We start from the raw sequence: 14701 nt of genomic DNA on the forward strand, positions 1-14701 counted from the left end.
GCCGGTGCGCTGCTGGCACCGGCGCTGCCGCGCGGTCCCGTCGACGATGCAGTTTTGGCGGGGGCAGGCCGCGTCGGCTTGCGGGCAGTCGTGCTGCCCGAACGCACAGGGGTGCGTTCGGACGAAGCCGGCCGCGGATGCTTGGCTGTCAGTTTGACTCGCATGAAATCTCACACTGCGATCGCGCGCAGCAGCTCCGTTTCGACCTGGATTTGTCGTCGGTTGTCGGAGAGGCCGTGTCCATCGAGTAGGAACACGTCCTCGACGCGTTCGCCGAGTGTATTGATCCGCGCCGCATGGACGCCGACCCGGTGCTCGGCCAGCACGCGCGCGATCGAATAAAGAAGGCCCGGCCGGTCGTTGGCCGACACGGACAGGATGTAATACTGGCCACGCTCGTCGGCCCGCAGGTCGACGCGTGGCGTCACAGGGAACGTGCGCGACAGGCGCGACAGACGGCCCTTCGACGGATCCGGCAGCAGTGTGCCTTCCGCCCTCAGGCGTTCCGTCAGTTCCTGTTCGACGAGGTTGGCGATGTCGCGATAATGCACGTCACGTTCCGTATGCGCGACGAGGAAGTTGTCGAGCGCATAGCCGTGTCGGGTGGTGCTGACGCGTGCATCGAGCACCGACAGCGCGTTGCGGTCGAAATACGCGCAGATGCCCGCGAACAGGTCGGGGCGGTCCTTCACGTAGACGAGCACCTGCAGCGCTTCGCCGATGGGCGAGGGCCGCGCGCGCACGATCGGCGTTTCGGTCTCGACATGGCGATACAGCACGCGTGTCTGCCATGCGATATCGGCCGCGTCATGACGCAGGAAATAGCCGACGTCGAGCTTGTCCCACAGCGCGCGGTGCGCGTTTTCGGGCACCGTTTCGAGCCGCAGCAGCGCGAGCGCTTCTTCCTGGCGCTGCTTGAGTTCCGAGTGCGCGTCGGGGCGGGCACCGCCGAGCACGGCGAGCGTCGCGCGGTACAGGTCTTCGAGCAGCTTGCCTTTCCACGTGTTCCAGACCTTCGGGCTGGTGCCGCGGATGTCGGCGACCGTCAGCAGATAGAGCGCCGTCAGGTGCCGCTCGGTGCCGACCATTTCGGCGAAACGCTTGATGACTTCGGGGTCGCTCGTGTCCTGCTTTTGCGCGACCTGGCTCATCGTCAGGTGATGCTGGACAAGCCAGACGACGAGCGCGGTGTCGTCCGCCGACATGTCATGCTCGCGGCAGAAGCGGCGCGCATCGGCCATGCCGAGCGTCGAGTGATCGCCGCCGCGGCCCTTTGCGATGTCGTGGAACAGCGCCGCCACGTACAGCACATACGGCCGCTCGAAATTCGCGATCAACTGGCTGCAGAACGGATATTCGTGCGCGTGCTCGGCCACGGCAAAGCGCCGCATATTCCGAAGCACCATCAGGATGTGCTGATCGACGGTATAGACGTGATACAGATCGTGCTGCATCTGTCCGACGATCCTGCGGAAGTTCAGCAGATAACGCCCCAGCACGCTGGTCTGGTTCATCAGACGCATCGCGTGCGTGATGCCCACTGGCTGCTTGAGGATTTCCATGAACAGGCGCCGGTTTTCCGGATCGCGCCGCCAGCGGTGATCCATCTTGTCGCGCGCGTTGTAAAGCGCGCGCAGCGTGCGCGCCGACAGTCCTTTGACGCCCGGCGTCTTTTCGTACAGCAGGAAGGCTTCGAGGATCGCGTTCGGCTCGCGCTCGAACACGTCGTCACTGGCGATTTCCAGCATGCCCTGTTTCTCGACGAAACGATCGGACAGAACGCGCGTGATGCCGCTCGTGCTAGGAAAAAGCTGCGCTTCGATGTTCTGAATCAGAATGGTCGAGAGCTGCGTGACGGCTTTGGCGGCCCAATAGTAGCGGCGCATCAGCTGTTCGCTGGCGCGGCGCGTGGTCGTCGCCTTGAAGCCGAAGCTTTCGGCGAGCGCGGTCTGCAGGTCGAACACCAGAATGTCCTGGCGACGCCCGGCGAGCACGTGCAGACGCGCGCGCAGCGTCTTCAGAAAGCCTTCGTTTCGACGCAGTTCGCGCGCTTCACGATCCGTGATCAGGCCGCGTGCGTCCAGTTCGCGCCAACTGCTGCCGAATCCGGCCGCCTGCGTGATCCACAGAATCAGCTGCAGGTCGCGCAACCCGCCCGGACTTTCCTTGATGTTCGGTTCGAGCGCGTAGGGCGTGTCCTGGAACTTCGCATGACGCTGGCGCATTTCCAGCACTTTTGCCTGGAAAAATGCGCGTGGATCGAGTGCGTCGCGGTAGCGCTGCGAGAAGTTCTCAAACAGCGCCGTGCTGCCGACGATGCGCCGCGCTTCCAGCAGCGAAGTCTGCACGGTGACGTCATTCGCCGCTTCCTCGATGCATTGCGACACCGTGCGCACGCTGCTGCCCAGTTCCAGCCCTAGGTCCCACGCCATCCCGATAAAGCGCTCGATGCGCGCTTCCAGATGCTGCACCGGTTCATCGGGCAGCAGCACCAGAATGTCGATATCGGAGTGGGGCGCGAGTTCGCCTCGCCCGTAACCGCCGACGGCCAGCAGCGCCAGTGTCTCGGGCAGCTCACAGGCAGCCCATGCGCCGCGGAGTGCGTCGTCGGTGATGCGCGCGAGCGCGCGCATCAGCGTGTCGACGTTGGTCGCGGTCTTGAAGCGGTCGAGCAGCGGGGTTTTGGCCACCTTGTAGTCCGCCTTGAGAGACGTGGCATCGGAATGGGCGACAGCGTGAACGCTACTCATAGGCGGCGGTTAGGGGCGAAAAGGGTCAGGCGGTGGCGGCGGCCGCGATTTGCGGACGCTCGGGCGTGCCGGCCGAAACGGTCAGCACTTCGTAGCCCGTCGGCGTGACGAGGATGGTGTGCTCCCATTGCGCGGACAGGCTGCGGTCCTTCGTCTTGACGGTCCACTGGTCGGGCATCGTGCGGATGTCGCGGCGGCCGGCGTTGATCATCGGCTCGATCGTGAAAATCATGCCTTCCTGCAACTCGATACCGGTGCCTGGGCGGCCGTAGTGCAACACCTGCGGCTCGTCGTGGAACACCTGGCCGATGCCGTGGCCGCAGTATTCGCGCACCACGCTGTAGCCGAGGCTTTCCGCATGCTTCTGGATCGCGTAGCCGATATCGCCGAGATGCGCGCCCGGGCGCACCTGCTCGATGCCGAGCCACATGCATTCATAGGTGGTCTGCACGAGACGTTTCGCCATGATCGAGCCTTCGCCGACGATGAACATGCGGCTCGTGTCGCCGTAATAGCCGTTCTTGATCACGGTGACGTCGATATTGAGCGCGTCGCCGTTCTTGAGCGCCTTGTCGCCGGGAATGCCGTGGCAGATCACGTCGTTCACCGACGTGCAGACGGCCTTCGGAAACGGAGGATAGCCGGGCGGCTGATAGTTCAGCGGCGCGGGAACCGTGCCTTGCACGTTCGTCATGTGCTCGTGGCACAGGCGGTCAAGTTCGCCCGTCGTGACGCCGGGTTTCACGAACGGCGTGATGTAGTCGAGCACTTCGCTCGCGAGCCGTCCGGCGATGCGCATTTGCGCGATATCGTCTTGGTTTTGGAGCTTAATAGCCATGAGTCGGGCCTGAAATGCGGTTTATCGTGTAATTATCGCACCTTATTCGCGCTATCGCTGGAAATTGCCGGGTGTTCGGGCGGGTGGAGGTGCAACCCGCGACATCACTGGGAGCCACCGGGCAGGTTGAGTCCTGCAATGCTCGCGTGCTATACTCTTTGGCTAAGTCAATCGTCAGTTTGAATATCTGCGATGTTCACATCCGGAATTCGTATTGGCGGCAGGCTTTCCTCGTCAACGGCGGCATGTGCCGCAATTCACGAGATTCGCAAGCCGGCGCACCCAGGGTGTTCGCGGCGTCAGGTCTTCCCAAAATGTGGTGAAGGCGGCGCGGCGGATACGGCGGCCGGCTTAAGACCCAACCCTAGCGGAGATTTTCATGGCAGTTACCATGCGTCAAATGCTGGAAGCCGGTGTCCACTTCGGTCACCAGACGCGCTTCTGGAATCCCAAGATGGCCCCCTTCATTTTCGGCCATCGCAACAAGATTCACATCATCAACCTCGAAAAGACGCTGCCGATGTACAACGACGCACTGAAGTACGTGCGTCAACTGGCAGCGAACCGCGGCACGATCCTGTTCGTCGGTACGAAGCGTCAATCGCGCGACACGATCGCTGAAGAAGCGCTGCGCGCAGGTATGCCGTTCGTCAACGCACGCTGGCTCGGCGGCATGCTGACCAACTTCAAGACGCTGAAGGTTTCGATCAAGCGCCTGAAGGACATGGAGGCAGCAGTCGAGGCAGGCGAGCTCGAAAAGATGAGCAAGAAGGAAGCGCTGCTGTTCGAACGCGAAATCGCCAAGCTGCAAAAGTCGATCGGCGGCGTGAAGGACATGGGTGGCATTCCTGACGCAATTTTCGTGGTCGACGTCGGCTACCACAAGATTGCTGTGACGGAAGCGAACAAGCTGGGCATCCCCGTTATCGCTGTGGTCGATACGAACCACTCGCCGGAAGGCATCGATTACGTGATCCCGGGTAACGACGACGCCAGCAAGGCAGTCGCTCTGTACACGCAAGGCGTGGCTGACGCGATCGTCGAAGGCCGTGCGAACGCAGTGAACGAAGTCGTGCAAGCTGTCCGCGGCACCGACGGCGACGAGTTCGTCGAGGTCAACGGGGAAGCGTAAAGCACCCTGTGTCCGGCAAAAAAGGGGGCTCTCTATAGTCCCCTTTTTTTTAGTCGCGACGATCTGAATGTGCGTGCCGCAACGGGCACGCGGCAGCGCCCGAAAATTTGTGCGCTGCGCGGAAACGAAATTCTGTCGCCGGCATCGAATGCGGGCGGCGTGTGACAGACAGACTCAAGGAGCGAATGATGGCGGCAATTACCGCAAGCATGGTGGCAGAACTGCGCGCGAAGACCGACGCGCCGATGATGGAATGCAAGAAGGCGCTGACGGAAGCCGACGGCGACATGGCGCGCGCGGAAGAACTGCTGCGCGTGAAGCTCGGCAACAAGGCCAGCAAGGCTGCGTCGCGCGTCACGGCTGAAGGCGTGATCGCTTCGTTCATCGAAGGCGGCGTCGGCGCAATCGTCGAACTGAACTGCGAAACCGACTTTGTCTCGAAGAACGACGACTTCATCGGCTTCACGAAGCAGGTCGCTGAACTCATCGTCAAGCAGAATCCGGCTGACGTCGCTGCGCTGTCGGCACTGCCGCTGGACGGCTCGACGGTCGACGCAGTGCGCTCGGCACTGGTCGGCAAGATCGGTGAAAACCTGTCGATCCGCCGTTTCGCACGCTTCGAAACGTCGAACAAGCTGGCTGCGTACCTGCACGGCACGCGCATCGGCGTGCTGGTCGAGTACACGGGCGCGGACGAGCAGGTCGGTAAGGACGTCGCGATGCACATCGCGGCTATGAAGCCGGTCTCGCTGTCGTCGGACGACGTTCCGGCGGATCTGATCGCCAAAGAGCGCAGCATCGCCGAGCAGAAGGCTGCTGAATCCGGCAAGCCGGCTGAAATCGTCGCGAAGATGGTCGACGGTTCGGTGCAGAAGTACCTGAAGGAAGTGTCGCTGCTGAACCAGCCGTTCGTGAAGAACGACAAGCAGACGATCGAACAGATGCTGAAGGCAGCTGGCTCGAGCGTGCAGAAGTTCTCGCTGTTCGTCGTCGGCGAAGGCATCGAGAAGCGCCAGGACGACTTCGCTGCTGAAGTCGCTGCGCAAGTCGCTGCTGCAAAGCAACAATAAGCGTCATTTAAGTTTCAAGCAGTACCGTTTGACCCGCGGCGGGGCTGGACTTCGCCGCGGCCGGCAGCGCCCCTTGGGCTGCACGCGCGAAAGGCGCGCCGCAGCCGCCTGTTCGCAGCTTTGGCCTGGCGCCGGGGCGCGTCAATTTGGCGGCGCTTGCCCGAACCCGTATTTCACCCCTACAGTTAGTTCCTGTTGTTTGGCGGCTCTATTTGCCCTGCTCAGCGCGACCTGGATATCTCTATGCCCACTGCCTATAAACGCGTCCTCCTCAAACTCTCTGGCGAAGCCCTGATGGGCGATGATGCATTCGGCATCAATCGCGCGACCATCGAAAGAATGGTGGCGGACGTGGCCGAGGTGGTGCGGCTCGGCACGCAACTGGCGGTGGTGATCGGCGGCGGCAACATCTTCCGCGGCGTCGCAGGCGGCGCAGCGGGCATGGACCGTGCAACGGCTGACTACATGGGCATGCTGGCCACGATGATGAACGCGCTGGCGCTGCAGGACGCAATGCGCCACGCCGGCATCGAAGCGCGCGTGCAATCGGCGCTGCGCATGGACCAGGTGGTCGAGCCGTATATCCGTCCCCGCGCGATCCGCCAGCTGGAAGAGGGCAAAGTCGTGATTTTCGCGGCCGGCACGGGCAACCCGTTCTTTACGACCGACACGGCGGCTGCGCTGCGTGGTTCGGAAGTCGGCGCGGAAGTCGTGCTGAAGGCAACCAAGGTGGACGGCGTCTACTCGGCCGATCCGAAGAAGGACCCGTCGGCTACGCGCTATACGACGATCAGTTTCGACGAAGCGATCGGCCGCAACCTGCAGGTGATGGACGCGACGGCCTTTGCGCTGTGCCGCGACCAGAAGCTGCCGATCCGTGTGTTTTCGATCGTGAAGCCGGGCGCGCTCAAGCGCATCGTGCAGGGCGAGGACGAAGGCACGCTCGTCCACGTGTAAACTCTCTTTCACGTCTGTGGGCTTGAACGCGGGCTCAGGCTGCGCCTCGCGCGCTGGCGGGCCCGCATCGTTTTGAAGGTTCGGAGGTTTAATCATGTCTGTGGCTGACACCAAAAAAGGCGCTGAGCAAAAGATGCAGCGCTCGCTCGACGCGTTCAAGAACGATCTGTCGAAGATCCGCACGGGCCGTGCGCACACGGGCCTGCTCGATCACATCCAGGTCGACTACTACGGCTCGCCCGTGCCCATCTCGCAGGTTGCCAACCTGACGCTCGTCGACGCCCGCACGATCGGCGTGCAGCCGTGGGAAAAGAAGATGGTCGGCGTGATCGAGAAGGCCATCCGCGAATCGGATCTGGGCCTGAACCCGGCCACGCACGGCGACCTGATCCGCGTGCCGATGCCTCCGCTGACGGAAGAGCGCCGCCGCGAACTGACGAAGGTCGTCAAGAGCGAAGGCGAAACGGCCAAGGTGGCAGTGCGCAACCTGCGCCGCGACGCCAACGAGCAACTGAAGAAGCTCGTGAAGGACAAGGAAATTTCGGAAGACGACGAGCGCCGCGGCAGCGACGACATCCAGAAGCTGACGGACAAGTTCGTGGCCGAAATCGACAAGCTGGTGCAGACCAAGGAAGGCGAGATCATGACGGTTTGATGGTCTGGCGCACACCAGACATCAAGACTTTCATTGATCATCGTTTCTTTCTTCGTAGCTTTACCCGACGGCCATGACCTATACAAGCTCAACTGTTCGCGTTCCTGACGTCGCAGCCGTACCGCGTCACATCGCGATCATCATGGACGGCAATGGCCGTTGGGCGACGCAACGCCGTCTGCCGCGCGTGGCGGGCCATACGCGCGGCGTCGACGCAGTGCGCGCAGCCGTCGAAGCCTGCGCGCGCCAGGGCGTCGAATATCTGACGCTGTTCGCATTCAGCTCCGAAAACTGGCGCCGTCCGACCGACGAAGTGTCGTTCCTGATGCGCCTGTTCGTGACCGCGCTCGAGCGCGAAATCGGCAAGCTGCACGCAAACGGCATCCGTCTGCGCGTGGTCGGCGATCTGTCGATGTTCGACAAGAAGATCCAGGATCTGATCAATCGCGCCGAAACCAAGACGGCGCGCAACACGCGCCTCACGCTGACCATCGCCGCGAATTACGGCGGCCGCTGGGACATCATGCAGGCCACGCGCAAGCTGATCGAGCAGTCGGTGGCAGCGGGCCGTCCCGTCGAGGTCAGCGAGGAAGCCTTCGCCGAACACCTGGCGATGGCCTACGCACCCGAGCCGGATCTCTTTATCCGCACCGGCGGCGAGCAGCGCATCAGCAACTTCCTGCTGTGGCAGCTCGCGTACACCGAGTTCTATTTCACCGACACCTACTGGCCGGATTTCGACGCCGACGCGCTTGGTCGCGCCATCGGCTCGTACACGGGCCGTGAGCGCCGCTTCGGCCGCACCAGCGCGCAACTCGAACCGCAATCGCAAAACGCCGATTCGCTTCCATGCTAAAAACCCGTGTCATCACGGCGATCGTCCTGCTGGCCATTCTTCTTCCCGTCACGCTTTGGGCGCCGATCGGCGGGTTTGGCGCGCTGATCGCGTTCGTCGTCGTGTTTGCCGCGTGGGAATGGGCGCGGCTGCTGAAGCTGCCAGGCGCAGGCCCCGTGATCTACGCGATTGTCGCCGCGCTGGCGCTGGTCGCGAGCACGAAGCTCGGCACGGGCGTCGCGGCGCCGCGGCCGCTCTTCGAGGCCTCGTCAATCTTCTGGATATTCGCCGGCCCGTTCGTGCTGCTGCGCAAGCCGACGCTCGCGCAGGGCGCGTGGCGGCCGTTCCTGCTGCTGGCGGGCGTGGTGGTGTTCGCCGCCTGCTGGCACGCGCTCGTCGCGGCGCGGATGGCGGGCGTGCCATTCGTGCTTTCCCTGCTGCTGGTGGTCTGGTTGGCCGATATCGGCGCATACTTCGCGGGTAAGGCGTTTGGAAAGCACAAACTCGCGCCGTCGATCAGCCCCGGCAAGACCTGGGAAGGCGCGATCGGCGGGTGGCTGGCCGTGATGATCGTCGCGGCCGTGGCCGTCGTCACCCATGCGTTCGCGCCCACCCTGTATTCCGCGTTGCTCGACCATCTGGGCACCGCTCGTGCGTTTGCCACGCTGACCTTGCTGGTCGTGTTCAGCGTGGTGGGCGATCTGTTCGAATCGATGCTCAAGCGCCAGGCCGGCGTGAAGGATTCGAGCAATCTGCTGCCGGGTCACGGCGGCGTGCTCGACCGTATCGATGCTTTGTTGCCGGTGCTGCCGCTCGCGATGCTGCTGTTGTCGTAGCTATCGGCTAGAGAAAAGATATGCAAAAACGAATCACTTTGCTCGGTTCCACGGGCTCGATCGGAGACAGTACGCTCGACGTCGTCGCGCGTCATCCCGAACGTTTCTCGGTTTATGCGCTGACGGCGCACCGCAACGGCGACAAGCTCGTCGAGCAATGCCTGCGCTTCAAGCCCGAAGTGGCCGTGGTCGGCGATGCCGATACGGCTGCGAGCGTCGCGGAGAAACTGCGCGCAGCGGGCTGCAAGACGGAAGTGACCTACGGCCCGCAGGCATTGGTCGACGTGTCGAAGAGCGACAGCTGCGATACCGTCGTCGCGGCGATCGTCGGTGCTGCCGGCCTCGAGCCGAGCCTCGCGGCCGCGCGCGCCGGCAAGCGCATCCTGCTTGCGAACAAGGAAGCGCTCGTGATGTCGGGCGAGATCTTCATGGACGCGGTGCGTGACAACGGCGCGATCCTGCTGCCCGTCGACAGCGAGCACAACGCGATTTTCCAATGCCTGCCGCGTGAAATCGCGCAGCATGGCGGCGTGTCGAAGATCATTTTGACGGCATCGGGCGGCCCGTTCCGTACGCGCGAACCGTCCAGCCTCGTCGACGTTACGCCGGAAGAAGCGTGCAAGCATCCGAACTGGGTGATGGGCCGCAAGATTTCCGTCGATTCGGCCACGATGATGAACAAGGGCCTCGAAGTGATCGAGGCGCACTATCTGTTCAATCTGCCCGGCGATCGCATCGACGTGCTGATCCATCCGCAAAGCGTGATTCACTCGCTGGTCTCGTATGCGGACGGTTCGGTGCTCGCGCAACTGGGCAATCCCGACATGCGCACGCCGATCGCGCACGCGCTGGCGTTCCCGGATCGCGTGGACTCGGGCGTCGCGCAACTCGATCTCGCGGAGATCGCGCAGCTGTCGTTCGAGAAGCCCGATTACACGCGCTTCCCGTGTCTCGCGCTGGCCATGAAAGCACTCGCCGAAGGCGGTATCGCGAGCGCTGCGCTGAATGCGTCGAACGAGATTGCTGTCGAAGCGTTCCTGTCACGCCGTATCGGTTTCATGGCGATCGCCCAGGTCGTCGATGCCGTGTTGAACGCATTGCCCAACCGCGAGGCATCGAGCCTCGCCGACGTGGTCGACGCCGACGCCGCTGCGCGCCGTGCCGCCCACGCATTCATCGACGGTCTGCCGGCGGGCGCTCGCCTTACGGAACGCGCCGTCCAGTGAGGCGTTTATGAACCTGCTGATCGAAGTGGTCGCCTTCGCAGTCGCGATTGGCGTACTGGTGGTCGTCCATGAATATGGCCACTACAGCATCGCGCGCCTGTGCGGCGTCAAGGTGCTGCGGTTTTCGATCGGCTTCGGCAAGCCGCTCGCGCGCTGGGTCAGCAAGAAGACGGGCACCGAGTGGACCATCGCGGCGCTGCCGCTCGGCGGCTACGTCAAGATGCTCGACGAGCGCGAAGAGGGCGCACCCATCGCGCCCGCCGACTTGCCACACGCGTTCAACCGTCAATCGGTGGGCAAACGCATCGCGATCGTGGCCGCTGGTCCGATCGCCAATTTCATTCTGGCCGTCGTGCTGTTTGCAGCCGTCTTCGCTACGGGGGTCACCGAGCCCGCCGCGATCGTCGCCGCGCCGGCGTCCGACACGGCTGCTGCTCGCGCGGGTTTCGAAGGCGGCGAGAAGGTCGTCGCGGTGCGCGACGCGAACGCGGGTGAATCCGAGACCGTGCGTTCGTGGTCCGACCTGCGCTGGAAGCTGCTCGGCGCCGCGTTCGATCACAAGCGCGTCGTGCTCACCGCGAAGGACACGCATGGCACGTTCGACTTTCCGCTCGACCTGCAAAGCCTGAGCGAAAAGGAAGTCGATGACGATTTCATGTCGCGCCTCGGTTTCGAGCCGGGCGGCGGTACGTTGTCGGTGGCGGGCGTGCAGCCGGGCAGCGCGGCGCTGGCGGCGGGACTGCAGGCAGGCGACAAGATTCGCGCCGTCGATGGCCATCCCGCTGACAACGCGACCACCTTCATCAACTACATCAAGTCGCACGCGGGCAAGCCGATCGTGCTGCAGATCGAGCGTGGCGGGAAGAATCCGAAAGCCGATCAGCCGACGACGGGTGCATTACAGAATCTAACCATCGTCCCCGGTGCGCAGCGCGATGAAACGACGGGTCAGCCGATCGGCCGTATCGGTGCCGAGCTCGCCACGCAGGTGCCGTCGATCGACGTCCGTTATGGTCCTGCAGAAAGCCTGCGGCTCGGCGCGCATCGCACGTGGGACCTTGCTGTGTACTCGGTGCGGATGTTCGGAAGGATGATTGTCGGCGAGGCGTCGCTGAAGAATCTGTCCGGTCCGGTGACCATCGCGGACTATGCGGGCAAGAGCGCGAGGCTCGGTCCGTCAGCATTCCTGTCGTTCCTCGCGCTAGTCAGCATAAGCCTCGGCGTGCTCAACCTTTTACCAATACCGGTATTGGACGGGGGGCATCTGTTATATTATCTGGTTGAAGCTGTTACCGGCAAAGCCGTATCGGATCGCTGGCAGCTCGTTCTTCAAAGAGCGGGACTGGCTTGTATCGTCGCCCTGTCGGCGATTGCGCTGTTCAACGATCTTGCTCGTTTAATCCATTTTTAAAGTGTCTGGCGGCGTACGATGACGCCCGCCTGACCTGATGCAGCTATACACACTGGGGAAGCACGTTGTTTAAACCTCATCGCTTTGTTCCAAAGACGGTTGTAGCCGCGGCAATCGCCGCGCATGGGCTGGTAGCTCACGCGACGACACCTTTTGTGGTGAAAGACATTCGGATCGAAGGGCTGCAACGGGTCGAGCCCGGCACGGTGTTCTCCTACCTTCCCATCAAGCAAGGCGATACGTTTACCGACGAGAAGGCTTCCGAAGCCATCCGCGCGCTGTACGCAACGGGCTTCTTCAACGACGTGAAGATCGCCACCGAAGGCGACGTCGTGGTGGTGCAGGTGCTCGAGCGTCCCGCCATCGGCACGATCGACTTCTCCGGCCTGCACGAGTTCGAGAAGGACAACCTGATCAAGGCGCTGCGCGCCGTCGGTCTCTCGCAAGGCCGCTATTACGACAAGGCGCTCGTCGACAAGGCCGAACAGGAACTGAAGCGCCAGTATCTGACGCGCGGTTTTTACGCAGCTGAAGTCACGACTACGATCACGCCGATCGATCGCAACCGTGTTGCGGTCCTGTTCGCCGTGATCGAAGGTCCGAGCGCGAAGATCCGCCAGATTAATTTCATCGGCAACAAGGCGTTCAGCACGAGCACGCTGCGCGATGAAATGCAGCTGTCCACGCCGAACTGGTTCTCGTGGTACACGAAGAACGACCTGTACGCGAAGGAAAAGCTCACGGGCGACCTCGAGAACGTGCGCTCGTACTACCTGAATCGCGGTTACCTCGAGTTCAATATCGAGTCGACCCAGGTGTCGATCTCGCCGGACAAGAAGGACATGTACCTGACGGTGACGCTGCATGAAGGCGAGCCGTACACCATCAACAGCATCAAGCTCGCAGGCAATCTGCTCGACCGCGAAGCCGAGCTGAACAAGCTGATCAAGATCAAACCGGGTGACCGTTTCTCGGCGGAAAAGCTGCAGGCCACGACCAAGGCGATCGTCGACAAGCTCGGCGAATACGGCTATGCGTTTGCTACGGTGAACGCGCTGCCGCAGATCGATCAGGAGCATCACAAGGTCGACCTGACGCTGCAGGTCGACCCGAGCCGCCGCGTGTACGTGCGCCGCATCAACGTGGTGGGCAACACGCGTACGCGCGACGAAGTCGTGCGTCGTGAAATGCGCCAGCTCGAAAGCTCGTGGTTCGATTCGAACCGCCTCGCGCTGTCGAAAGACCGTATCAACCGTCTCGGTTACTTCACGGATGTCGACGTGACGACCGTGCCGGTGGAAGGCACGCCGGACCAGGTGGACGTCGACGTGAAGGTCGCCGAAAAGCCTACGGGCGCGATCACGCTGGGCGCCGGCTTCTCGTCGACGGACAAGGTGGTGCTGTCGGCGGGCGTGTCGCAGGACAACGTGTTCGGCTCGGGTACCAGTCTGTCGGTGAACGTGAACACCGCTAAGACGTACCGTACGCTGACGGTCACGCAGGTCGACCCGTACTTCACGGTCGACGGCATCAAGCGCATTACCGACGTCTACTACCGTACGTACGAGCCGCTGTATTACTCGACGGATTCGAGCTTCCGTATCGTCACGATGGGCGGTGACCTGAAGTTCGGTATTCCGTTCTCGGAAGTGGACACGGTCTACTTCGGCGCGGGCTTCGAGCAGAACACGCTCGACGTCGACGCGAATACGCCGCAGGCCTACAAGAACTACGTGCAGGACTTCGGCCGCGTGTCGAACAACGTGCCGCTGACGATCGGCTGGTCGCGCGACGCACGTGACAGCGCGCTGGTACCGAGCCGCGGTTACTTCACGCAGGCGAACACCGAGTACGGTACGCCGCTGGGCGGCGTCCAGTATTACAAGGCCGACTTGCAGGCGCAGTACTATTACTCGTTCTCGCGCGGCTTCGTGCTGGGCTTCAACGTTCAGGGCGGCTACGGCAACGGTATCGGCAACGCGTACCCGATCTTCAAGAACTACTACGCGGGCGGTATCGGCTCGGTCCGTGGCTATGAACCGAGCTCGCTGGGTCCGCGCGACAAGGTCACGAACGACCCGATCGGCGGCAACAAGATGTTCGTGTCCAACGTCGAACTGACGTTCCCGCTGCCGGGTACGGGCTATGACCGTACGCTGCGCGTGTTCACGTTCCTCGATGCCGGTAACGTCTGGGGCGATTCGCGTCAGGGCGGCGATACGGCCACCGGCTCGAACGGCCTGCGTTACGGTTACGGTGTCGGTCTCGCGTGGATTTCGCCTATCGGGCCGCTCAAGCTGTCGCTGGGCTTCCCGCTGCAGAAGCACACGGGCGACCAGTATCAGAAGTTCCAGTTCCAGATCGGTACGGCGTTCTGATCGCGCGCGCCGGAACTGGAACCCCTTACAGCATCGAGAGGATGACTTTGCTAACTGGTATGTTTTCGAAACGTGTGGCGTGTGCAATGGCTCTGGCCATGACGCTCGGCGTGGGCGCGGCAAATGCCGCGCTGGCGCAGGAAGCGAGAATCGCCGCGGTGAATTCGGATCGCATCCTGCGTGAGTCGGCGGCGGCGAAAGCTGCGCAGACCAAGCTCGAAGCGGAGTTCGCGAAGCGCGACAAGGACCTGCAGGACATGGCGCAACGTCTGAAGTCGATGTCCGACTCGCTCGACAAGAACGGCGCGTCGCTGTCGGCGGCTGATCGCGCGCAGAAGCAGCGCGACCTGTCGCAGCTCGATACGGACTTCCAGCGCAAGCAGCGTGAATTCCGCGAAGACCTGAACCAGCGCCGCAACGAGGAACTGGCGGCTGTGCTCGACCGTGCGAACAAGGTCATCAAGCAGATCGCCGAGCAGCAGCACTACGATCTGATCGTGCAGGAAGCGGTGTACGTCAGCCCGCGTATCGACATCACCGACCAGGTGCTGAAGGCACTGGCAGCGTCGGGCAATTGAAGCCGGGCAGGACGGCGCCGACGGCAGCCGTTCTG

12 protein-coding genes and 1 pseudogene are annotated in these 14701 nt (G+C 62.7%); 10 read left to right on the forward strand and 3 right to left on the reverse strand.

Annotation, left to right across the window (positions count from 1 at the left end; translation table 11 throughout):
• The 3 genes and pseudogenes from G3O01_RS45405 to map all read right to left on the reverse strand — a co-directional run.
• A pseudogene (locus G3O01_RS45405) lies at window positions 1–164 on the reverse strand (pseudouridine synthase); the annotation flags it as partial.
• A 6-nt stretch (window positions 165–170) separates the two neighbouring features.
• The gene (locus G3O01_RS27870; protein ID WP_205809822.1) at window positions 171–2750 is read right to left on the reverse strand and encodes a [protein-PII] uridylyltransferase; all 2580 of its coding nucleotides are present in this window, start codon (window positions 2748–2750) and stop codon (window positions 171–173) included.
• A 25-nt stretch (window positions 2751–2775) separates the two neighbouring features.
• Window positions 2776–3588 carry a type I methionyl aminopeptidase gene (gene map / locus G3O01_RS27875; RefSeq protein WP_205809823.1) on the reverse strand — a complete coding sequence of 271 codons (813 nt, stop codon included), beginning with the start codon at window positions 3586–3588 and terminating at the stop codon, window positions 2776–2778.
• Window positions 3589–3967: 379 nt separating this feature from the next.
• Between map and rpsB the strand changes: the two genes are divergently transcribed.
• The 10 genes from rpsB to G3O01_RS27925 all read left to right on the forward strand — a co-directional run bounded on the left by rpsB (window position 3968) and on the right by G3O01_RS27925 (window position 14666).
• On the forward strand, window positions 3968–4720 hold the full coding sequence (gene rpsB / locus G3O01_RS27880; RefSeq protein WP_109478630.1) for a 30S ribosomal protein S2: 753 nt from the start codon (window positions 3968–3970) through the stop codon (window positions 4718–4720).
• 188 nt (window positions 4721–4908) lie between these two features.
• On the forward strand, window positions 4909–5790 hold the full coding sequence (tsf, locus tag G3O01_RS27885) for a translation elongation factor Ts (RefSeq protein ID WP_205809960.1): 882 nt from the start codon (window positions 4909–4911) through the stop codon (window positions 5788–5790).
• Window positions 5791–6033: 243 nt separating this feature from the next.
• Window positions 6034–6747, forward strand: a complete 714-nt coding sequence (pyrH, locus tag G3O01_RS27890) for a UMP kinase (RefSeq protein ID WP_012400732.1) — start codon at window positions 6034–6036, stop codon at window positions 6745–6747.
• Between the two features lie 94 nt (window positions 6748–6841).
• Entirely contained in the window at window positions 6842–7402 is a 561-nt protein-coding gene (frr, locus tag G3O01_RS27895; RefSeq protein WP_109478633.1) for a ribosome recycling factor, read from the forward strand.
• A 73-nt stretch (window positions 7403–7475) separates the two neighbouring features.
• The gene (gene uppS / locus G3O01_RS27900; RefSeq protein WP_205809824.1) at window positions 7476–8258 is read left to right on the forward strand and encodes a polyprenyl diphosphate synthase; all 783 of its coding nucleotides are present in this window, start codon (window positions 7476–7478) and stop codon (window positions 8256–8258) included.
• Window positions 8252–9073: a CDP-archaeol synthase gene (locus G3O01_RS27905; protein WP_205809825.1), complete on the forward strand. Its 822-nt coding sequence runs from the start codon at window positions 8252–8254 to the stop codon at window positions 9071–9073. The genes uppS and G3O01_RS27905 overlap by 7 nt, the downstream gene beginning before the upstream one ends.
• Window positions 9074–9093: 20 nt before the next feature.
• Window positions 9094–10299, forward strand: coding sequence for a 1-deoxy-D-xylulose-5-phosphate reductoisomerase (locus tag G3O01_RS27910; RefSeq protein ID WP_205809826.1), 1206 nt, complete (start codon window positions 9094–9096; stop codon window positions 10297–10299).
• Window positions 10300–10306: 7 nt separating this feature from the next.
• Window positions 10307–11710 carry an RIP metalloprotease RseP gene (gene rseP, locus G3O01_RS27915; RefSeq protein ID WP_205809827.1) on the forward strand — a complete coding sequence of 468 codons (1404 nt, stop codon included), beginning with the start codon at window positions 10307–10309 and terminating at the stop codon, window positions 11708–11710.
• A 65-nt stretch (window positions 11711–11775) separates the two neighbouring features.
• Window positions 11776–14088: an outer membrane protein assembly factor BamA gene (bamA, locus tag G3O01_RS27920; protein ID WP_205809828.1), complete on the forward strand. Its 2313-nt coding sequence runs from the start codon at window positions 11776–11778 to the stop codon at window positions 14086–14088.
• A gap of 86 nt (window positions 14089–14174) precedes the next feature.
• Window positions 14175–14666 (forward strand): OmpH family outer membrane protein, encoded by a 492-nt coding sequence (locus tag G3O01_RS27925; protein WP_241024317.1) that lies wholly within the window; start codon window positions 14175–14177, stop codon window positions 14664–14666.
• The last annotated feature ends 35 nt before the right edge of the window (window positions 14667–14701 follow it).

The organism is Burkholderia sp. Ac-20365 (assembly GCF_017104715.1).
Lineage (GTDB): Bacteria > Pseudomonadota > Gammaproteobacteria > Burkholderiales > Burkholderiaceae > Paraburkholderia.

Coding starts and splice junctions, on each gene's coding strand:
- G3O01_RS27870 (WP_205809822.1), bottom strand. CDS start 2,750: ATGAGTAGCGTTCACGCTGTCGCCCATTCCGATGCCACGTCTCTCAAG.
- map (WP_205809823.1), bottom strand. CDS start 3,588: ATGGCTATTAAGCTCCAAAACCAAGACGATATCGCGCAAATGCGCATC.
- rpsB (WP_109478630.1), top strand. CDS start 3,968: ATGGCAGTTACCATGCGTCAAATGCTGGAAGCCGGTGTCCACTTCGGT.
- tsf (WP_205809960.1), top strand. CDS start 4,909: ATGGCGGCAATTACCGCAAGCATGGTGGCAGAACTGCGCGCGAAGACC.
- pyrH (WP_012400732.1), top strand. CDS start 6,034: ATGCCCACTGCCTATAAACGCGTCCTCCTCAAACTCTCTGGCGAAGCC.
- frr (WP_109478633.1), top strand. CDS start 6,842: ATGTCTGTGGCTGACACCAAAAAAGGCGCTGAGCAAAAGATGCAGCGC.
- uppS (WP_205809824.1), top strand. CDS start 7,476: ATGACCTATACAAGCTCAACTGTTCGCGTTCCTGACGTCGCAGCCGTA.
- G3O01_RS27905 (WP_205809825.1), top strand. CDS start 8,252: ATGCTAAAAACCCGTGTCATCACGGCGATCGTCCTGCTGGCCATTCTT.
- G3O01_RS27910 (WP_205809826.1), top strand. CDS start 9,094: ATGCAAAAACGAATCACTTTGCTCGGTTCCACGGGCTCGATCGGAGAC.
- rseP (WP_205809827.1), top strand. CDS start 10,307: ATGAACCTGCTGATCGAAGTGGTCGCCTTCGCAGTCGCGATTGGCGTA.
- G3O01_RS27925 (WP_241024317.1), top strand. CDS start 14,175: ATGGCTCTGGCCATGACGCTCGGCGTGGGCGCGGCAAATGCCGCGCTG.